At 70.4% G+C, this 20510-nt stretch carries 17 protein-coding genes; 6 read left to right on the top strand and 11 right to left on the bottom strand.

What is annotated here, in order from left to right; translation table 11 throughout:
• Window positions 1-128: 128 nt before the first annotated feature.
• The 4 genes from CBP52_RS14520 to CBP52_RS14505 all read left to right on the top strand — a co-directional run bounded on the left by CBP52_RS14520 (window position 129) and on the right by CBP52_RS14505 (window position 6591).
• Window positions 129-2327 (top strand): DUF262 domain-containing protein, encoded by a 2199-nt coding sequence (locus tag CBP52_RS14520; RefSeq protein WP_094181554.1) that lies wholly within the window; start codon window positions 129-131, stop codon window positions 2325-2327.
• A gap of 338 nt (window positions 2328-2665) precedes the next feature.
• Window positions 2666-3043, top strand: coding sequence for a hypothetical protein (locus CBP52_RS14515; RefSeq protein ID WP_094181553.1), 378 nt, complete (start codon window positions 2666-2668; stop codon window positions 3041-3043).
• 37 nt (window positions 3044-3080) lie between these two features.
• A protein-coding gene (locus tag CBP52_RS14510) for an IS3 family transposase (protein WP_094180236.1) occupies window positions 3081-4270 on the top strand; the annotation gives its coding sequence in 2 pieces (ribosomal slippage) (window positions 3081-3359 and window positions 3362-4270; 1188 coding nt in all).
• Window positions 4271-4809: 539 nt separating this feature from the next.
• Entirely contained in the window at window positions 4810-6591 is a 1782-nt protein-coding gene (locus CBP52_RS14505; protein WP_094181552.1) for a hypothetical protein, read from the top strand.
• 898 nt (window positions 6592-7489) lie between these two features.
• Here CBP52_RS14505 and CBP52_RS14500 read toward each other — a convergent pair.
• From CBP52_RS14500 to CBP52_RS14490, 3 genes are all read right to left on the bottom strand, one after another.
• Window positions 7490-7870, bottom strand: a complete 381-nt coding sequence (locus CBP52_RS14500; protein WP_094181551.1) for a hypothetical protein — start codon at window positions 7868-7870, stop codon at window positions 7490-7492.
• Window positions 7871-8109: 239 nt separating this feature from the next.
• Window positions 8110-9306 (bottom strand): hypothetical protein, encoded by a 1197-nt coding sequence (locus CBP52_RS14495; RefSeq protein WP_157732654.1) that lies wholly within the window; start codon window positions 9304-9306, stop codon window positions 8110-8112.
• Between the two features lie 491 nt (window positions 9307-9797).
• Complete coding sequence (locus tag CBP52_RS14490; RefSeq protein WP_094181549.1) at window positions 9798-10244, bottom strand: hypothetical protein; 447 nt, start codon at window positions 10242-10244, stop codon at window positions 9798-9800.
• A 272-nt stretch (window positions 10245-10516) separates the two neighbouring features.
• Between CBP52_RS14490 and CBP52_RS14485 the strand changes: the two genes are divergently transcribed.
• A complete protein-coding gene (locus tag CBP52_RS14485; protein WP_094181548.1) occupies window positions 10517-10768 on the top strand; it encodes a hypothetical protein in 252 nt (83 codons plus the stop codon).
• Window positions 10769-10822: 54 nt separating this feature from the next.
• On the opposite strand, the gene CBP52_RS14480 is transcribed toward CBP52_RS14485, so the two are convergent.
• The 6 genes from CBP52_RS14480 to CBP52_RS14455 form a co-directional block, all read right to left on the bottom strand.
• A complete protein-coding gene (locus tag CBP52_RS14480; protein ID WP_094181547.1) occupies window positions 10823-12388 on the bottom strand; it encodes a polyamine aminopropyltransferase in 1566 nt (521 codons plus the stop codon).
• A 7-nt stretch (window positions 12389-12395) separates the two neighbouring features.
• Window positions 12396-12599 (bottom strand): DUF350 domain-containing protein, encoded by a 204-nt coding sequence (locus tag CBP52_RS14475; RefSeq protein ID WP_094181546.1) that lies wholly within the window; start codon window positions 12597-12599, stop codon window positions 12396-12398.
• Window positions 12600-12624: 25 nt separating this feature from the next.
• The gene (locus CBP52_RS14470; RefSeq protein ID WP_157732653.1) at window positions 12625-13347 is read right to left on the bottom strand and encodes a DUF4178 domain-containing protein; all 723 of its coding nucleotides are present in this window, start codon (window positions 13345-13347) and stop codon (window positions 12625-12627) included.
• Window positions 13344-13688, bottom strand: coding sequence for an S-adenosylmethionine decarboxylase (gene speD, locus CBP52_RS14465; protein ID WP_198303477.1), 345 nt, complete (start codon window positions 13686-13688; stop codon window positions 13344-13346). The genes CBP52_RS14470 and speD overlap by 4 nt, the downstream gene beginning before the upstream one ends.
• A gap of 147 nt (window positions 13689-13835) precedes the next feature.
• The gene (locus CBP52_RS14460; RefSeq protein WP_094181544.1) at window positions 13836-15143 is read right to left on the bottom strand and encodes a glycosyltransferase; all 1308 of its coding nucleotides are present in this window, start codon (window positions 15141-15143) and stop codon (window positions 13836-13838) included.
• Window positions 15140-17365 carry a glycoside hydrolase domain-containing protein gene (locus CBP52_RS14455; protein ID WP_094181543.1) on the bottom strand — a complete coding sequence of 742 codons (2226 nt, stop codon included), beginning with the start codon at window positions 17363-17365 and terminating at the stop codon, window positions 15140-15142. The genes CBP52_RS14460 and CBP52_RS14455 overlap by 4 nt, the downstream gene beginning before the upstream one ends.
• Window positions 17366-17559: 194 nt before the next feature.
• Here CBP52_RS14455 and CBP52_RS14450 point away from each other — a divergent pair, with 194 nt between their 5' ends.
• On the top strand, window positions 17560-18159 hold the full coding sequence (locus CBP52_RS14450; RefSeq protein ID WP_094181542.1) for a phosphoribosylglycinamide formyltransferase: 600 nt from the start codon (window positions 17560-17562) through the stop codon (window positions 18157-18159).
• Window positions 18160-18169: 10 nt separating this feature from the next.
• Here CBP52_RS14450 and CBP52_RS14445 read toward each other — a convergent pair whose 3' ends face one another.
• Together CBP52_RS14445 and CBP52_RS14440 are read right to left on the bottom strand one after the other, a co-directional pair.
• Window positions 18170-19294, bottom strand: a complete 1125-nt coding sequence (locus CBP52_RS14445; protein ID WP_094181541.1) for a hypothetical protein — start codon at window positions 19292-19294, stop codon at window positions 18170-18172.
• A gap of 1 nt (window position 19295) precedes the next feature.
• Window positions 19296-20441, bottom strand: coding sequence for an SPFH domain-containing protein (locus CBP52_RS14440; protein WP_094181540.1), 1146 nt, complete (start codon window positions 20439-20441; stop codon window positions 19296-19298).
• Window positions 20442-20510 lie beyond the last annotated feature (69 nt).

The raw sequence follows: 20510 nt of genomic DNA, 5'->3' as shown, positions 1-20510 counted from the left end.
CCTTGAGTAGTGCGGCGGCCGCGCCTCCTGGGCCGCGCCACACCTCTGCTCCAGACTTGCTCCGGCCGCAGACGCCGTCGGGCGAGCCGCTGGCATCATGAACATCGCCGCAGATGGAAAGGAGCAGCGTGGACGCCAAGACCTACCCGTTGCAGGAGATCCTGAAGCCTGAGCGCCGATACATCATCCCGACGTTCCAGCGCGACTATGAGTGGACGCTCGATGGTCAATGGAGGCTCCTGTTCGAGGACCTGGAAAGCACGGCGGACAGACTGGTCGATGCGCGTGCGAGTCAGAACGAGGCTTCCGTCGTCCTGAAGAACAAGGAGCAGAACGTCACCCCCCATTTCCTCGGGGCGATCGTCTGCGCCAGTCTCCCGTTCGCCACGGGCGGTGTCGCGCTGCGCTCGGTGATCGACGGTCAGCAAAGGCTCACGACCATCCAGCTCCTAGTGCGTGGGCTGCTGGACGTCCTGCAAGAAGCCGGATCGGACAGGCGCAAGTCCGTCCGTCGCATGCTCTTTAACCCCGACGACGTCGTGGACTCGCCCGAGGAGGTGCACAAGCTGTGGCCGCGGCGACGCGACCGCGAGGTGTGGCCCACGGCGATGGGGGATGCGATCCCGGCCTACGCCGGGAGCAGCGACCACCTGTACCTGCGAGCACGTCGCTTCTTCGCGGAGGCCGTGCGCGAGAGCGTGCGCAATGACGCGGGCGAGCCCGACCCCGACCGGCTCCAGGCACTTGCGGACGCCTTGTCGAGCCTGTTCAAGCTCGTTGTGATCGACCTCGAGGACAACGACGACGCTCAGGTGATCTTCGAGGTGCTCAACGGACGGCAAACCCCGCTCGCGCCGATCGACCTCGTGAAGAACCTGCTGTTCCTCCGGGGCGAGCTCGCCGACGAAGACGTCGACCGGCTCTACGACACCTACTGGGCCGGCTTCGACGACGACTGGTGGAAGGACGTCGTTGGCCGAGGCCACGCCGCTCGCGGGCGGCGCGACGTCCTGCTGTCGGTGTGGCTCACCGCCGTCACGGGCGAGGAGGCGAATGTCAGCCATCTGTACCGCGAGGCACGCGAGTACCTCAACAGACCCGATGCACCTGACACGGAGCACGTCCTGCGCGAACTGAGCGACTACGCGAAGGCGTACCGCGCCATATACGGCGCGGAGACCGTCGATCCGCGCTTGCGCCCGTCGTACGACAGGCTCAACGAGTTCGAGATCACGACGGCAGTGCCTCTCCTCGCCTGGCTGCGGATCGCGTCACCGGATGTGGTCAGCCTCGACGATGAGGTGCGCGCCGTCCGCGCCGTGGAGTCCTGGGCGATGCGCCGCTCGTACGTGGGTTGGCAGACGCGTGGATACGGCACCCACCTGGCTCGCGTCCTGCGCGCAGCGAAGAACGCGTCCGGCGAGGGCAGGAACGTCGCCGACGCGGTGGTCGACGCGCTTCAGGACGGCGCGCTCGCCTGGCCCTCAGACGACGTGATGCAGGAGGCTTTTCGAACTCGGCCGTTCTACAACGCCGTCGCGCAGTACCGCATCCGCGCGCTGTTCCGTGCGATCGACGACCAGCTCCGCAGCGAGGATCCGCACGAACCGCCCGCGGCTATCGGGTTCGACGGCCTCCAGATCGAACACGTGATGCCGCGTAGCTGGATGACGCACTGGCCGCTGCTCGGCGTCGACGGGACTCCGGTTGATCCTGATGCCACGGACGCCGCGTCCGTGCAACGGGTCTTGGAGCGCCGGCAGGCTCTCGACCGCTTGGGCAACCTGACGCTCGTCACGCAGGCGTTCAACCTCGACGTGTCGAACCTCGGGTGGCCAGCGAAGCGGCCGGAATTCGCTAAACAGGGCGCTCTCGTGATCAACAAGAGCATTGCCGCCGTCGAAGACTGGACGGAGGCGGAGATAGACGCGCGAGCTGCTTTCCTGGCAGCCGTGGCAACCCGCGTCTGGCCGGGCCCCCTTGCCCTCGGTGGGACGGTGCGCGCGAACTCCGCGCAGGCGCCTAGTCAGCCGATGGCAGTCCGGGCGGAGCCTGGCGCTCCCGAGTCTGACGCACCGGTCCCCGGACAGCCTGTCGGCTCCGTCGCGCCCTTGGTCACCGCGCTCGAGACGGTCGGGATGCGGGTGGCCGACGCCGACGCGCCATGGCCCGGTTGGGGGGTCGTCGTGAAGTGCGTCGGCGGCAGCGCCTATCTCAATCGCACCAACGTCGATGTGCGGAGCGACGAGCCTGGGCGGGTAGCGACATGGGCGGCAGCAGGGCTGGGGGAGGAACGGGGCAGCTACCTTCGGATAGCGCTCCGGTGAGAATCCGGATCCATCTCGCCGGCCGTGTTATCAGGCTCTCCGCCGTTTTGTGGATCAACCGGATCCGTCCGCCGGGGGTCAGGAGCAGCGAAGGCGGCAGTCGTCGTGGGTTTCGTTGCCGCGGCGAGGCGCCTGCGCAGCTCGGCTGGACCTTGCTCAACGGGCGACCTGCCCGACCTGTCGCATGCAGTTGCCGGCCTCCGGGCGCTGAGACAACTGCGACTCGTGAACCGTGTGGCGGTCCGCTCGGTCCTCTCGATGAGCGCCGGATCGGCCAGAGACCGACGCCCGGCGGGTCAGCACTTCCGCAGGAGCGCTCCGACCTCCACAATCGCGGCGTGACGACGTACACCGCACTCGACTCCGTGTTCCACTACACCGACATGGCTGGCCTCCTGGGCATCGTGTCTGCTGGTGAACTCCGCGCTACCGAGGCTTCGGGCATGAACGACCCCTTGGAGGTCGGCGGCGGATTGGCGCGAGTCCGGGATGGGCTTGAAGGGCACCGGAGTGACCCCACCGCGCAAGACATCCTCGATCATGTGCTTCCACCAGCCACAGACCGGTTTCCGGCGATGTCCTTCGTTCTGTCCGCATCGCTCGACCACGACGATGCCACGCAGTGGCGGCTATACGGCGACGGAGGGGACGGCGGTGTCAATCCGTGGAAGCAACGAGGAGTCGTTGGGTCTGCCCCGAGTTTGGTTGACACCTGACCTGTGAGGATCTGGTCCTCGCTGGAAGGATGTCCCCGTGGCGAAGCCGTATCCCAAGGAGTTCCGTGATGACGTCGTGGCCGTGGCCCGCAAGGGGCAGGTGCCGCTGACGCAGATCGCGAAGGACTTCGGTATCTCCGAAGGGTCGTTGTCGAACTGGATGAAGCAGGCCGATGTCGAGGACGGTCGCCGGTCCGGGCCGACGCAGGCCGAGCGCGCCGAGTTGCGTGAGGCGCGCAGGCGGATCCGGGTGTTGGAGCAGGAGAACGAGGTCCTGCGTCGCGCGGCCGCCTACCTGGCGCAGGCGGGTCTGCCGGGAAAATAGTCTTCCCGCTCGTCCGTGAGATGGCCGCGGCCGGCGCCCGAGTGCGGGTGCCGGTCGCGGTGGCGTGCCGGGTCCTGGGCCTGTCGACCCAGGGGTACTACAAGTGGCTCAAGGACCCCGTGTCTCGGCGGGATTGGGACGACGCGCACGTCCTGGACGCGATCTACGAGATCCATGGCGACGACGCGACGCTCGGCTACCGGTTCATCACCGACGAACTGGCCGACGAGCACGCGATCAGCGTCGGGGAGAACCGGGTGCACCGGCTGTGCCGGCTCGCCGGCATCACCGCGAGCCACCACAAGAGACGGTCCAAGGCCGGATCGAGCGGTCCCGCGCCGCACGACGACCTGCTCGCCGTGGTCGACGAGCATGGCGTGGTCCGTCACGAGTTCGTCGCGGACGCCCCGGACAAGGTGTGGCTGTGGGACATCTCGGAACACCCCACCGCCGAGGGCAAGCTCTACATCTGCGCGATCAAGGACGTCTACTCGAACAAGATCGTCGGGTACTCCATCGACTCGCGCATGAAGTCGTCCCTGGCGCGGGCGGCGATGCGCAACGCGATCGCGCTGCGCTCACCGGCCGGCACGGTGTGTCATTCGGACCGAGGCGGCCAGTTCCGTGCGAAGGCGACCCAGCGGCTGCTGGCGAACAACGGCCTGGTCGGGTCGATGGGCCGCTCCTACGGCGCGGGCGACAACGCGAGCATGGAGAGCTTCTTCTCCCTGCTGCAGAAGAACGTCCTGAACACCCGCCGCTGGCACACCCGCGACGACCTGCGCCTGGCGATCGTGACCTGGATCGAGACCAAGTACAACCGCCGACGACGCCAACGCGCCCTCGGCAAGCTCACGCCCGTCGAGTTTGAGATGATCTACACGGCCGCAGACGCGGCCTGACTACCGCAAACCCCGAGTGTCAACCAGACCGGGGGCAGACCCTACGGATCGCGATCATCATCTGGATCGAGCGCACCTACCACCGGCGCCGACGCAGCACCGCCTCGGACGATTGACACCCGTCGAGTTCGAGACCGTCATGACCACTCAGGTCGCACTCGCCGCCTGAGACCACCTGTCACCTACTCGTGCATCAGGCCCCGTCTCGGGCGGGTGAAGTCTTCTCTTGGATGGCGTCACCGCCACGCAGGGTGTGCTTCACGTTCGAAGCCGACTGCGTGCACGGTGTGCGAGACGACAGGAGCCTGACCCGCGGTCAAGCCCCTGGGAGTGGTGTAGCGCTTGGTGTGATCTTCGTGCTGGTCAGGCTGTATGGGCTAGCGGCTGGTCGGTCGCCTCCGTGGTGTCGGGGGCAAGGTTGAGGCGGGACTTGGCCCGGACGTCCAGGGGTTGGTCCACACTGATCGCGAGCACACCCGCCCGATGTCTGGGGGCGCGGCTACGTTTCGCGCATCGCCGTCAGCCGGAGGTCGAGAAGGATGCCGAAGCGCAACCGTCACCGCGAGTCCACGCGGGCCCTCCCGGCCGGCGCGCCCGCCGCACAGGGAACCATCACGGCGGAGGTTCCCGTGCCCGTGCGGCCGCCGTCGAGCGTGCAGCGGGTCCGCACACCGGCCGATGCGGAGCAGCTAGCAACGCGTTTGCTCTGCGGTGCGCCGTGGCCGATCGCCGTCGTCTCGATCCCCTCCGGCGCCCAGGAGCCGTTCATCGACGCCGACGAGCTCAAGCGTGAGGTCGGTGACTTGGGCGAGGTCGTGCTGATGCCGACCGATGAGACGTCGCGGGCGTTCTCCCGCGCGATGCCCGACATGACGCAGGTCTACGGCGGTGCCGGCCGCGTGTACCGCGTGGACCGGACCTGGATGTCGGACCCGTACCGCAGTCCGCTGCGGTTCGCCTACTCGCGCGGTGACTCGACCCGCGTCGTCGACGCCCTCGCTCGCGATCTCGCGGCCTTTGCCCTCGAGGCGGGCCTGACCAACGCCTCGTCGCCGGTCGCGTCGCAGGCTGACGCGTCGGGCACCGTGAAGGTGACCGTCGCGGGCTCGCGGGCGATGCTGCTGATGGACGACGACTCGTACGCGACCATCTGGGCCGAGCTCACCGTCCCCGATGTGCCGATCGAACACGTCGTCACACCAGGCCAACGCGTACAAGGCGTACTGGACGTCGAGACACGTCGGCTCGATGTCCGCGACTTGCTGCGACCCGCAGCCCAAGCCCTTGCTGAATACACACCGGGCATGACCGTCATGGCCCGAGTCGAGGCCGTCGCCAACAACACGGCGACCCTCGCCGTCTACCCCGGGGTCACGACAGTCCTCGAACACCGACGGATCACAGACAACCCGCTAGATGACATCCGCGACCTCCTGTCACCGGGCGAGGTCGTCATTGCGCGCATCGAATCGCTCGACCTCAGCCGAGCGCCGAGTTGCGGGCTCCGCCTCGACACGGTTGACGATGACGACGAGCCGGCGGCGGCACCCGCGCTGCTTGCCGGCGGCCCGCCGTGGCTGGTCCTGACGATGCCCGAGGCCGAGCCCGAGATGGCCTCGATCCCCGTCGTCCCTCGCGTCCTCGAACCCGTCGCTGCCCTCGAACCTGCCACGACAACACCCGTGGCTCGCGCAACGCCGCTGGACGCGGGGCGCCGGACACCGGCGGTAGCGAACCCAGCACACGTGGACGAGATCCGCGAGCTTCAACGCACGCACCAGTGGCTCGAGTCGGAGAACGCCCGACTTCGGCGGGACCGGGACAACCTACGAACGCGGCTGCGCACGTCCGGTAGCCAACGCCGCAAGGCCGAGCGTGCGGCGCGAAGCCCCGGTGACGACCTCGACCTTGCCGACCTGTTCAGCGACCCCATCGAGCAGTTCCGCTTCGAGGTCCACCTGGAATGGGCGCGCCGGATTCCTGCGGGACAGAAGGCAGAACTGCCGCTGCGCGACTACGACATCGGATCCTCGTTCCTGCCGTCTCTCGAGCAGGTGCAGGGCCTGGAGCGCGCCAAGGTCGTCTCGGTCGTCGTCGAAGTGGTGACTGGCCTTGCCGCCGGCCTCGACTCCCGCGAACTGCACCCCCTGCGTACCGACCGGTCCGGCGGTTCGCCGACGGTGCGTCGGCCAGGCGGCGCCACCTGCATGCGTGTTGCCCTCCAGCGCAACTCCCCGGCCGCCCGTCGCATGCACTTCTGGCAGCTCGGCGACCACATCGAACTGTCGAGAGTCACGCAGCACGACGACATGACCCCGTAGGCACCACTCACGACCCACCGGTCGCGAGCCGATATCAGACGGAGAGAAGTCACGGGCCAGCGCCGGCCCTGATGGGAGAAGCCAAGTGCCGTCCCTTCGAGATCTGCTCGACGCCGAGAGCTACGGCCAGCTCCGTGCGCGCGCAACGGCGGAACTCGCTCCGAAGCCGACCCCACCCAAGACGACGCGACGCACACGCTCCGAGCGTGCACGTCAGCGTCGCGGCGATCGACCAGCCGCGCCCGTGAGCGAGGCGCCACGCCAGCCCACGGTTCCTGTTCGAACCGCCCCCCGACCGCCAGCGCGACCGACCGACCCCGAATCCTGAAGGCGATCCGCAAGCTAGACGACCTGCAGTCCCGGATCAAGCGGGCCGAGCGTCAAGCCGCAGGCCCGCATCCTGTCGATGACGAGTACCTGCGGCGAATCAAGGTCGTCCTGCTCGGTGACATCGCCAAGGTCGGCGCATCGCTCAAGGGACTGGCGAACGCGGTCTCGACCGAATCGGCCGCCCGTCGTGAACTGGCCCGGATCGAGAAGTTCACCGCAGCTGTCCGAGCCCTGAAATGCACTGCTTCCAGAGGCGAGGCCCCGACACAGACGATCCCGCGGAGGTCTCAGGCGCCTACCGCACCAACGCCCCGCCCTGCTGGCGGACCCGCCGCGGGTGCGGCTTTCATGCCACCGCGCCCCCTTCGGAGAACCACCTTCGGCCCTGACCACTCCGACTACTACGACGATCCGACGATCAGCAAGTAGCGATTCAGCCGGTGCGCCGCCGTCGGGCGCCAGCGACGACCGAGACCACTCGCGAACGGAGTGACACTGATGACCACTTGCCCGGCCTGCCGAAGTCCGCGGACTGTCCCCGTGCAGGAATCGTCCAACCGGAACAGGCTCAGGGTCTACGGATGGGTGAAGAGCCGACGTAGGTCATGATCTCGGCCGCCTCCTCCTCGTCCACCTCAAGCACGCCCGATCCGAAGCAGCGCTCGCACTGCACCCACTCGGCGTCCCCGTAGTCTCGGTCGCCCACCTCGATTTGTCCGTCGCCGTCGCATTCGTGGCAGTCGAAGACGTACTCGCCGGGAACGAGTTCCATACCGTCGCTCCATTCCTCGTTTGAGTCACTTGACTTCATGCCACTTGCCCAAGCGTCCGACAGTCCGTTGGCGTACGCCTTCGCGTTGTGGAGGACGGCTGACTTGTGAGATGCCGCCAGGGTGATGACCACGATTCCTACTACGGTGGCCACGCCCCCGGCCACGATCAGCGCCACGGTCCTCCACCGAGGTCGCTGCTTCGTGTCACACGCGACGCCCGAGGCGCAGGCGGGTTCGTCGGGCGGCACCTGGCCTTCCTCCAGGCCGTGCTGAGTTGCGTCGAGTGTCATCTGACTGGCCTGCGCTTCTGGGTGAGGATCAGGACCGGCTGCCGCCGCACGTGACCGTCCCGGTGCCGTCGACAGCGGTGTCGACCGCGCAGCTGCGGCTTGCTCGGGTGAGTCGTCGAACCTGCTCACGGCTGTTCCGTCCTCTCACGTGGTGCATCCGGGCTAGGTCGCTCGACCTCATCGGTTGCGAGCGACCGCCGGTGGTCCCAGTGGACGAGTGCGTCCCAGTCGAACATCTCGCGGGCGACGCGCTCGGCCAGGTTGAGGGTCGCGGCCGTCGAAATGGGGCGGAGGGTCGTGCCGGGGAATGCCGCGAGGACCTCACTGACTGCATTCGCGTCGACCCTGAGCCGGCCGAACGTCCGCTCATGCGCCGGCGGCCGAGGTTGCCACGATGCAGTGCGCGTCCATGTCGCGAACGACGTCGCGTACGCGACAACGGCCGGCCACAACCTCTCGTCCACACCACTGACGCCAGCGCGCTCGGCGACGCCCTGCAAGGTGATGCCTCGCTCGTCCACGTTTCCCAGGAGCGCGCCCAGGCACGCGCCCGTGTCCAAGTCCGGCAGGACGTCGGGCCGGTTGGCAACCGGCGGCAACCAGATCCACAGGTCGCCAGGGGTGCGCCAGAACTCTGCGGACGCATCGTCCAGCAGCTCCGGGAACAGCTTGTTCATCGTCGTGCCGGTGCTGGCGGCGGCGACGTTCAGGAACGCGATCAGCCCGGCCCATGTGCCGTCGATGCTGAGGTCGGCTCGCATCCGCCGGTCGAGCTCGACAGCCACGTTGGCGACGTCTCGACCAGGGCGCTCACCGGTTCCGCTCAGCCAGCACGACGGGCATACCGCTGGTCCCGCCTCCTGGATTGGCAGCAGGTTCTTGGGCCGATACAGGTCACCGCAGCCGGGGCAGCGGTGGTCGGCGGCGGCCCGTTCGCTGTGCCGGCGGTCCATCGCGTTGCGGATGATGTCCCACGCGCGAGGCAACTCTGGTCGTGGGTCGTCCGGTGTGAACAGCGCCCCCGGGAAGGGCCGGAAGTCGTCGTCGTCGTTGAGCGGCTCGAGCATGACCGACCCCTGGGGATCCACCCCTTCGGCGAACACCCACACGGTCCCTGCGACAGTAAACATGAACGACTGTTCGCTGATCTGGGTGATATTCGCCGGTGCACTGGTCAGGTTGGCCTCGTACGCGGCCCGGGCGATGTCCCGAGCCCGCAGATACGCGGGGGTGGTGGTGAGGCGAGCGGCGTCGGTGTACTTACGTCCGGTGGCGGCCTGGGTCATGCGGACGGCGTTCTTGCGTGCCCGGTTTTGGGTCACGGATGGTCCTGTTCCTCGGCGGCGGTCCCATGCCCTCCGCCGGTACTAGGGCACCAGTGGTCAGGGGTGTTGCCGTACGCGAGTCGTGGACCCTTGTCCTCGACGCCGGGTGCTCATGGGAACGGTCCAGCTCGGGTCGGGCAGTCGTACCTGCCACTGGCAGGCAGCGTACCCCGTGGAGGGACCGCGCGGAAGTGTCAGGTTGTACGCGTGTCTGGTCCCTGCCTTGCCCGGTTGCACGGCCCCTACATCGTCTGGGAGACACGCCGCCGCACCGGCGCCGCGAAGAAGGGCTCCTGTAGCCGTCACGCCGGGACCGTGCGCATCGCGGTGACGACTCGGACGTCTTACCGCCCGGCTCCAGGTTCGGTTAGGCCGCGTCGTCCCATCTGAGATCGGGCAGCAGCAGACGGGACTCTTCGAGCGCGACGATGACCTCGCCAAGAACGGCCGGCTCCCGATGAGAGAGAGCCGGCCGTTCGACTCGCCGACTACTTCGCGAAGGCGGCGCGGAAGATCGCGACGAGCGCCTCCGGCATGCGCATGCCGATCGTCCGCTGAAATCCCGGCACCGCGGGGTCGTAGAGCGTGATCCACGGCTGCGTGGGCTCGTCCTCGATCACGCCGTCCTCGATGAGGTTGTGAATGTGCTTCGTGATAGGGCCAGTGATGCCCTTCAGTGAGCCACTCTCGTTGGCCAGCTCCTCGCGGAGCGTGTCGTCATCAACGACGCCACCATCCATCGCCAGGCAACGAAGCAGCGCACGCTGCCGGGGAGCCAGTCGCTCGACGAGCGCTCGAGCCGCCTCCACGTTCCAGCCGCCCTCGTCGTACGGCTCAACCGTCACCCCGATGCCATCCGGGTATCGCTCCTGAAGCTCGGCCGCGATCTGCGCCAGGACGTCCAGCTCACCCTCGATCTGCAAGAACCCGATCATCTCAACTCCCCATGTCTACGAACCGTGTAGACCCAGAGTACAACATGGTAGACATCGGCGGAAGACCCCATATGAAACTGCGCAGCTGAAGATCGAGCGCTCGCGGATGACCGACGACGGAGGCACTGACCTGCGGCGACAGGTTTCTGGAGGCGCCAGCCCCCCGGCACGTTCTAGATCCGAGCGACTGCTCGTCTACCTGCGCCTCGCGTCGACTCGCGAGCAGGTGCGGGCGCACCGCGCCGTGCGAGCTGCGCAGCGACGACCCGGCGGTGGGCAGCGCGTCGCTCGGCGACTACGTGCGCGCGGGCCTCGGCAGCGGGGTCCAGGTCAGCCAGCAGGTGCTGTTCGGCGGCATGAACGAGGTCGGGATCGACCGCAGCAACCCCGCGCAGCCGCTGGTGCCGTTCGAGATGCGCAGCATGTTCAAGCACCGCGTGACGTGGGACCAGCTCGAGACCGACGCGATCAAGGTGCTGCGGTGGTCGCGCGACCCGGAGCACGTCGTCCTCCCGAAGAACTGACCGGCTCAGCACCGCCGCACCGCTGACAGGTGCGCTCGACCGGTGGGGGTCGGGTCAGTAGCGCCAGTGGCGCATGTCCTGCTGGTAGGTGCGGTAGACCACCGGCGCGAGCAGGGTCGACGCGGGCATCTCGACCGGGCTCAGGTCGCCGGGCAGGCGCGCGGTCCCGGCGAGCGAGCGGTGGTCGTGGAAGCGCAGGCCGTCGGGCAGCGGGGTCGCGGTCAGGAAGGTGTCACCCGCGCCGGGCAGGGACAGCGCGAAGCCCCACTCGCCGAACGACGGCACGTTCACGCTCAGCGGCACGACGGTGCGCCCCGGCCCGCCCGCGCGCAGCGTCGCGACCACCTGCCAGTACGCGTGCGGCGTGAAGTACGACGACGTCGCCTGCGTCGCGAGCACGCCGCCGGGCCGCAGGTGCGCGACGACCGAGGAGTAGAACTCCGTCGAGTACAGCTTGGCGACCCGCTCGTCGGACGGGTCGACCAGGTCGACGAGCACCGCGTCGAACGTCGCGCCCGTGTCCCGCACCCACCCGAACGCGTCGGCGTTCACGACGCGCACGCGCTCGTCGTCGAGCGAGCCCTCGTTCAGGTCCCGCAGGAGCCGGTTGCTGCGCGCCAGGTCGGTGACGGCGGGGTCGAGGTCGACGACGACGACCTCGCGGACCGTCGGGTAGCGCAGCACCTCGCGCGCGAGCAGGCCGTCACCCCCGCCGAGGATCGCGACCGACGCGGGAGCCCGCACCGATGTCAACGCGGAGTGCGCGAGCGTCTCGTGGTAGCGCGCCTCGTCGACGGACGAGAACTGCAGCTGGTCGTTGAGGTAGAGCCGCACGTCACCCTGGTAGTCCGTGACGACGAGCTTCTGGTAGCGCGACGTCGCGGCCGCGACCACCGGGTCCTGGTAGAGCCGCGTCGACAGTGCGGCCTCGAGGCCCGACGACGCGGCGAACACCGCGAGGAGGGCAGCGAGCGCGCCGCCCGTGGTCCAGGTCCAGCGCGGCTGGTGGCCCATGCGCGCGAGCATGAACAGCGCGACCGCGACGTTGAGGATCGCCACCGCGAGCGCGGTGCGCACCAGTCCCAGCACCGGCAGCAGCAGGAACGGGAACAGCAGCGACGCGAGCAGCGCGCCCAGGTAGTCGAGCGCGAGGACCTTCGAGAGCAGGCCCACGGACTCGTCGCGGCCGTGCTCCTTGAGCAGCGCGACCAGCAGCGGGATCTCGATGCCGATCCCGATGCCGATGCCGACCGCGAGCAGCACGAACACCGGCCAGTACAGCTCGGTCTGCCCGTACGCCCAGAACAGCACGAGCACCGACGAGCCGCCGAGCAGGCCGAGCACCAGCTCGTTGCGCACGAACGCGATGCCGGACGGCCCGGGCAGGCGCGGTGCGAGCAGCGAGCCGATCCCCATCCCGAACAGCGACAGGCCGGTCGCCACGGAGAACGAGACGACCGAGTCGCCGACGAGGTAGGACGCGGCCGTCCCGAGGATGAGCTCGTAGACGATGCCGCCGACGGCGACGAGCAGCGCGGCCGCGAAGACCGTCGGGCGGTCCATGCGGCGCGCGCGCGACCGGCCCGTCGCGGCGGGGTGCTCGACCTCGGTGGCGGTCATGCGGCGCTCAGGAGCTGATGGTGCCCGCGATGATCAGGCCGATCGCGACCGCCATGCCCGCGATGAGGATGCCGAACGCGACGTTGTGCTCCTCGACGAGCTCGTGGCGCAGGTTGAGCCGGAACAGCCGGTCGGCGACGACGACCGCCAGCAGCAGCATGACGATGCCGACGACCGAGTACAGCAGGGTCGACAGGAACTCGATGATCACGGGTGCTTCTCCTTGGTCGGGACGTTCACTTGCCGAGCCCTCCGCCGCCGCCGAACACGGAGCGTCGGACGCACACCTGCTCGGTGGTGGTGGTGACACCGCCCGGCTCGGCCAGCACGGTGCGGGGGGTGCACTGCTCGACGGTCTGCGAGCACGCGACGCCGAGCCCGCCGATGCCGAGCGCGATCACCAGGCCCAGGACGAGCCCGCGCAGGTTGCGCGGTGCGACGCGCCTGCCGAAGTGCGCCTTCTGGCCCGCGGTGTCGAGCTCGACGCCGTGGTAGACGTCGAGCACGCGCTCGTCGAACTTCTCGACGGACAGCACGAACCCGTGGCCGCGCAGCTCGGCGTATGCGACGTCCTGGCCGAGCTGCAGGTCGTACGTGAAGCCGCCCTCGAGGTACGCGATGCGGCCCACGCCCACCTCGTCCACGCGCACCTGGTGGGTCTGCCCGCGCCACGTGACGCCGAGCCACTGACCTTCCTGCAGGTGCGTGGGGTCGAGTCGCTCGACGACCTCGAGCGGCCGGTAGAGCGTGACCTTGCGCGTGTAGTGGTCGTACTCCACCCAGAAATCGAGGTTCTCGTAGCCGAGGACCTCCCACTCCTCCCACGTGTACGTGGTGCGGTCGGCCGGGTCGTACTCCTCGTACACGACGACGCCGTGCGGGATCGAGCGCCACGGCGGGGCGCCGACGAGGTGCTTGCCCAGCGCCATGCGGGCGCGGGGCCGCCGTCCGACGCTCATGCGGGCGGCACCTCGCGCACGACGACGGTGCCCGCGAGCGCGGTGGCGAGCGCGGCGCGCGTCCGCTCGACGAACCCGTCGTCGGGGCGGCGGCAGCTCGTGAGCGTCACGTACGCGGCGCCGTGCTCGGGCCACGTGTGGACCGCGACGTGCGACTCGGCGAGCAGGATCGCCAGGCTCAGGCCCTGCGGTGCGAACCGGTGCACGGCCTCCGCGCCCACGGCGTGCAGCCCGGCGTCGGCGACCAGCCCGGTGAGCGCGCCGCGCACCACGTCGAGGTCGTCGAGCCGCGCGGCGTCCGCGCGCAGCACGTCGAACACGTACACGTGGTTGCGGTGCACGTCGCGCGGCCTCCCGTCGTCCTGCGCCGGACGGCGCGGTGGTCGCTGGGCACCGTAGCGAACCGGGCAGCCCCGCGTGGGCGGTATCCACACGAGAGGGCGCTTTCGGGTGACGCCCGGGTCGCCCCGGGCGTCACCCGGCGGCGCTCAGGGCAGGAGGGCGGGCGTGCGGGTGGCGGCGGCGACGCGGTCGAGGATCTTGTCGAGGACGACGCCGCGCTCGAACTGCAGCGCGTGCTCGCGCGCTCGCGCGGACCACGCCGCGCGCTCGTCGTCGTCCATCGCGAGGACCTCGTCGATCGCGGCGGCGATCGCGCCGGGGTCGGACGCCGGCACGACGAGCGCGGTGCTGCCGACGGCCTCCCCGATGCCTCCGGTGTCGGTCGTGATCACCGGGCCGCCGCCGGACAGCATGTTCTCGACGAGCGCGATGCCGAACGTCTCGACGAACTCGGGCCGCGGCTTGGACGGCAGCACGAACGCGGTGCAGCCCGCCATGAGGTGCGGCTTCTCGTCGTCGGGCACGTCGTGCAGGAACGTGACCAGGTCGCCGAGACCGGTCGCGGCGGCACGGTCGTGCAGCTCGGCGGCCTGCGGGCCGTTGCCGGCGACCACGAGGCGCTGCCCGGCCGCGGGTGCCCCCGAGGCGACGTACCCGTCGATGAGGTCGTCGACGCCCTTGGCGTGCGCGAGCCGCGACAGGTAGAGCACGTACCCGCCGCGGGTCAGGCCGCGCGCGGCGAGCACGCGGCCCGTCTCGTCGTCGTCGCGCCGCACGTACGCCGCCACGTCGACCGCCGGGTAGGAGATCGCGACGCGTGCGCGCAGCTCGGCCGCGAACCGGGTGCCGTGCGCCGCGTCGAGCGCGGCCGCCTCGGTCACGACGAGGTCGCGCGTGTACTGCGAGACCGCGAGGCACACGTCGTGCTCGAGGTACCCGGACAGCACGTGCGCGGCCGCGCCGAACCGGCCCTCCTCCACGCACGCGCGCACCACGTTGGTGACGTCGGAACCCACGGCCTCCGCGACGGTCACGACGTCCACGGGCAGGCCCGTGCGCCGCGCGACGTGCACGGCGTCGGCGATCGCGGTCGCGTGCGGCGACAGGTACAGCGACATCGCGACGGTCGGGACGCCGTCGGTGAACAGCTCCACGAGCCGCCCGGTGAGCCCCGCGAGCCAGCGACCGTCGGGCACCTTGTAGTCACCCACGGGTGCGGGCCGCTCCACGACGATCCCCGGCGAGTACGGGAGCACGCCGTCGAGCGGCTTGAGGGGCAGCCCCGCAGCCTGCAGCCGGTCGACGGGCCAGGTGACGATGCGCACCTCGTCGAACCCGCGATCCAGGGCGGCCTCCGCGAGGTTGCGGGCCTCGCCGGAGTGGCCGCAGATGACCGGGTCGGCGCGCACGACGATCACGAGGCGGCGGTTCGGGCGGGCGACGTGCTGGGTCATGGCGTCGTCCTCTCGGGGTTCTGGGGATGCTGCGGTGCGGGCGCGGACGGCGGCCGGTGCCGCGTCGCCCACCCCGAGGGTTCGGGGCCGAGCCCGACGAGCAGGCGCCCGCCGCGGTGCAGCTCACCGCCCGTGAGGTACGGCCGGTCCAGCGGCACGCCGTCCAGGTGCACGGACTGCACGTGCTGCGCGGGGCCGCCCGGCTCGGGTTCGACGAAGCCCGTGGTCTCGATCGCGAGCGTCCCGCCCGCCACGTCGACGCGCGCCTCACGCCACGCGGGCGCGTTGAGCAGGAACAGGTTCTGCCCCGCCACGGGGAACACCCCCAGCGACGCCCACACGTACCAGGAGGACAGCCCGCCGGAGTCGTCGTTGCCCGGCAGGCCGCCGCGGCCGGTGCCGAACTGCTGCTGCACCACGTCGTGCACCACCTGCGCGGTGCGGTCCGGGCGCCCGGCGTACATGTACGCCCACGGCGCCTCCATGTCCGGCTCGTTGTTCAGGCCCTCGAACCGGTCGAGCGCGTAGCCCGCCGCGAGCTCCTGCACGTCCGGCCGCACGCCCGGCTGCTTCACGGGGTCCGCACCGAAGCCGAAGAACCGGTCGAGCATCCCGACGAACGCCTCGTCGCCGCCCGCGAGCGCGATTCGGGACGCCATGTCGTGCAGCAGACGGAACGAGTAGTTCCACCGGCCGCCCTCGTACCACGTGGAGTCGACGAGCAGCCCGTCCGGGCCGAACGCGCGGGTCCACCCGCCCGCGAGCGTGCCGAACTGGTCGACGAGCGTCAGGTCACCGACGCGCGCCGCGACGATCGCCGTGCACCAGTAGCCGAACGCCAGGTCGAGGGTGTGGCTGACGGGGTGCGTGATGCCGCGCTGCAGGTACTCCTCGCCGTACGTGCGGCGCAGGTCGTCGTGCATGTGCACGAGCGCCCAGTCCCAGTCGACGCCGGGCAGGCCGAGCGAGCACAGGTCCGCGAGGAACGTGTGCGCGAGCGCCGAGCCCTGCCGCGAGAACCGGTCCGCGCCGCGCGCCATGCGGTACCCGATCGGGAGGTTGCCCTCCTCCTCCGCGATCTGCAGCAACGCGTTCGCGAGCTCGACGGACCGCTCCGGGACCAGCGCCGTCATCAGCGGCAGGTGCGTGCGGTAGATGTCCCACATCGTCGACAGGTCGAACGCGAACGGGCCGGGCGTCGGCCAGAACGGCGACTCGTCGGGCGCGAGGCACGGCTTGACGAGCGAGTGGTACAGCGCGGTCGCCAGCACGGTCTGCTTGTCCGACGAGGGCGTGTCCACCGCGACCTTGCCCAGGTGCTCGCGCCACACCGTGCGCGTCGCGCCGCGGCGCTCGTCGAACGCCGGCCCGCCGCCGCCCAGCTCGGCCTCCAACGTCTCGCGCGCCTGGTCGACGCCACGCAGCGAGAACCCGAACCGCAGCTCGACCACCTGCCCGGCCTCGGCGGGGCCCGCCCACATCAGGCCGAACGGCCGCAGCGTCGTCGGCCGGATGCGGTCGAAGTCCAGGCGCGTGCCGCCCGGCATGAGCCGGCGGTCGTACCAGAGCATCTGCCGCCAGCCGGGGGCGTCGCACTCGACACGCACCGCGAGCGGTGCCCCCTCGACGACGATCTCCCCCTCCGCCTGCCCGGGCCCGACCATGCCGAGGTGCGCGCGCAGCGGGATCGTCCGACCGAACGGGATGTCGAGCCCGCCGAGCGAGAAGTCGATGACCACACGCGCGTCGTGGTGCGCGGGGAACGTGTACCGGTGCACCGCGGACTTGGGCCCCACGGTGATCTCCGCGCGCACACCCGACTCGAGCGTCGCCGCGTAGTACCCCGGCTCGGCCTGCTCCTCGACGATCCGCCACGCGGTGCCCAGGTCGTCGAGCGGGCGCAGCATCGGCGTCACCCGGAAGTAGTTGTAGTACTTGCGGATCGCGCCCGTGCCGGACTGCTGGAAGTGCGTGAACCCGCTCGCGACGAGCTCGTCGTGCAGCACCGGCGGCAGACCCTCGGTCGACAGGTCGTAGCGGCCGTAGCCCGTGGGGTACGCGCCCGAGTACGCGCACGCCGAGACCATGCCGAACGGGTACGTCGCCCCCGGGTGCGTGTTGCCGACCTGCGGCTTCGGCCACCACCACGTCGAGGCGAGGCCCGTCGGCACGGGCAGGTCGGTCGCGTCCGTGCCGATGAACGGGTCCACGTGGTCGAACATCCGCGCGCCCTCCCCTGCTCACCTGCGTGGGGACGGCGGACGCGGCCGTGCTGACCGCGCTGTCGTCGCCCCGTTCGTGCGCGACGGTACGAGTGGAGTGTGACAGCAGTGTTGCGCGCACGTCACGACGAACGCGGGCGCCCCTCGTCCCCGACCCGGCACCCGGCCTCCCGGCGCGCTCCTATGCTTGCGCGGTGACCTCCACCGGCGACCGACCGACCGCCCGCATCGCGATCCTCGCCTCCGGGACGGGGACGACGGCCGCCGCGATCATGGACGCCGCGGGACGCACCATCGCCGCCGAGGTCGCCGTCGTGATCAGCAACAACAGCGGCTCCGGTGCGCTGGCCCACGCGCGTGAGCGCGGTGTGCCTACCCGCCACCTGTCCGGCCTCACGCACCCCGACCCCGCGGTCCTCGACGCCGCAATGCTCACCGCGCTCGTCGAGTCCGGCGCGCAGCTCGTCGTGCTCGCGGGCTACATGAAGAAGCTCGGCCCGCGCACGCTCGCCGCGTTCCCGGGCCTCGTCGTCAACACCCACCCCGCGCTCCTGCCCGCGTACGGCGGGCAGGGCATGTACGGCGACCGGGTGCACGCCGCGGTGCTCGCCGACGGCGTGCGGCAGACCGGCGCGTCCGTGCACGTCGTCACGCCCGAGTACGACGAGGGTCCCGTCCTGGCCCAGGCGACCGTGCCGGTCGAGCCCGACGACGACGTCGCCTCGCTGCGCGCCCGCGTGCAGGCGGCGGAGAAGACGCTCCTGCTCGACTGGCTCGCCGCCCACTTCGCCTGACCCCGGCGCGTCACTGCTGGTTGCGGCCGAAGAACCAGACCGCCAGGACCACCAGCAGGATCCCGACGAGGACCGCGGCGACGATCTTCGGCACGGACCACGGGCGCTCGCCGACGACCTGCCCCGTGTTCGCGTTGACCATCACCTGCCACTGCTTGCCCGCGTACATGAACGTCGCGAGCCACACGGGCAGCAGGACGAGCTTGAACATCACGTCCGCGTAGGTCGTGCTGATCGAGTGCACGCGCTGCTCGTCGCCGCCGATGTCGTGCTCGACGTCCTGGCGGATCCGCGCGTCCATGCGCTGCTTCGCCTGCGCGTGGGCGTCCTGCGGGTCCACGTCGTACCGCGGCGCGGAGTGCCCGACGAGGTACTCGTGCCGGTACGGCTGCGCGGCGCCGAGCGTCCACGGCCCGAGCTGGTCGAGCCGGTTGCGCGGCAGCGCGCGGGAGGCGGGGACGAGCAGGTCGTCGAAGTCGCGGCGCACCCGGCCGGCGGCGTGGCGCCAGCGCGTGCGACGGACCTCCTGGTCGCCCTGCTTCTCCGTGTAGTGGTCGCCGCGCTGGCCCACGTAGTCGCTCGTCGTGCGGGCGTCGAACGTCCAGTGCGGCACGTACGTCCCGCGGATGGACTCGGTGTCACCGACCTTCTTGAGCGCGGACGGCGCGAACCACCGCGAGCGGACCCACTTCGTGACGTTCTCGCGCGCGGCGCGCGAGTCGACGCCGAACGGCAGGACCGCCTCGGGGACGATCACGCCCTCGGGGAGCGTGGTCGCCACGAGGTTGCCGCCGCAGAACCGGCACGCGCCCGCGATGTCCGTGGTCTGCGTGGTCGCGCCGCAGCCCTCGCACGCGAGCGGCTGCCCCGGGACGGAGGCCACGGCGTACTGCGGGTGGCGTGCGCGCCAGCGCTCGTAGTCGTGCTCGTCGACGCGCTCGTCGGCGCCGTGCGTGACGTCGAGCGTCGCGCGGCAGGACCCGCAGCGCAGCGCGCCGACCGCGGCGTCGAACGCGAGCGACCCGCCGCACGCGGGGCACCGCCCGCGCTCGACGGCGGCGCTCGCGTCCGACCACCCGACGGGGGTGGCGGTCGGCTCCTGCGGCAGGGGCGGCGGCACGGTCGTCCCCGTCACGTCAGGCCCCCGGCGCCGGGGCGGCCGCGGTCGGCGGCAGCGGCGGCGGGGCGGTGAACAGCCCGGCGAGCTGCGGCACCTGGCCCGCCGCGGTCCAGGCGGCCATGCCCTGCTTCCAGACGAGCGTGTCGCGGCCCACCTGCCCGGCGGCGACCTGCTGCGCGAGCGCCTCGGGCGTCACCGGGCCGGCCTGCGCGCTGCCCGCGGCGTAGTACCAGAGCTCGTCGGTGACGGGCAGCGGCGGCGGGCCACCGGCGGCGGCCTGAGGCGCTGCCTGGTGCGTCGCCTGGTTCGCCGCCTGGATGGACTGCGCCATCTGCGTGCCCATCGCCATGCCCATGCCGAGGCCCATGCCCTCGCCCGCACCGCCCGGGTTCTTCGCGGCGTCGCCGATCGCCGTGGCGGTCTGGAACTTGGTGAACTGGTCGAGGTCGCCCAGGACCCCCATCTGCGTGCGCTTGTCGAGCGCGGCCTCGACCTCGGGCGGCAGCGAGATGTTCTCGATGACGAACCTCGGGATCGTCACGCCGTACTCGGCGAGCTCGGCGGACAGCGCGGGCGCGAGCTTCGCGGACAGGCCCTGCTGGTTGGCGGCCAGGTCGAGCATCGGGACACCCGACTGCGCGATCGCGGGTGCGAGGTGGCTGATGACGTTCTGGCGGAAGAACTCGCCGATCTCGTCGGTGCGGAAGTTCGAGTCCGTTCCGACGAGCTGGCGCAGCAGCGCCGACGGGTCGCTCACCTGCAGCGCGTAGGTGCCGAAGGCCCGCAGGCGGACCATCCCGAACTCGGAGTCCCGCAGCGTGATCGGGTGCTGCGTGCCCCACGCGAAGTCGGTGAACTGCCGCGTCGCGACGAAGTACACCTCGGCCTTGAACGGGGAGTTGAAGCCGTACTTCCAACCCTTGAGCGTCGAGAGGATCGGCAGGTTCTGGGTCTCCAGCGTGTAGCGGCCGGGGCCGAACACGTCGGCGATCTGGCCCTCGCTCTCGAAGACCGCGACCTGCCCCTCACGGACGATCAGCTGGGCCTGGTTCTTGATCTCGTTGCCCTGGCGGGGGAAGCGCCAGACGATCGTGTCCCGCGAGTCGTCGAGGAACTCGACGATGTCGATGAACTGGCCGCGCAGCTTGTCCGCGAATCCCATGCGGTGCTCCTTCGTCTCAGCCGGGCCGTGCCCACCCCGGTCGTGGTGCCCGCCGCGCCCGGGCGGGGT

The sequence above is a fragment of the Cellulomonas sp. PSBB021 genome (genome assembly GCF_002240455.1).
Classification (GTDB): domain Bacteria; phylum Actinomycetota; class Actinomycetes; order Actinomycetales; family Cellulomonadaceae; genus Cellulomonas; species Cellulomonas uda.
The sequence above is the reverse complement of the archived record's forward strand: the minus strand, read 5'-3'. Positions and strand labels throughout refer to the sequence as shown.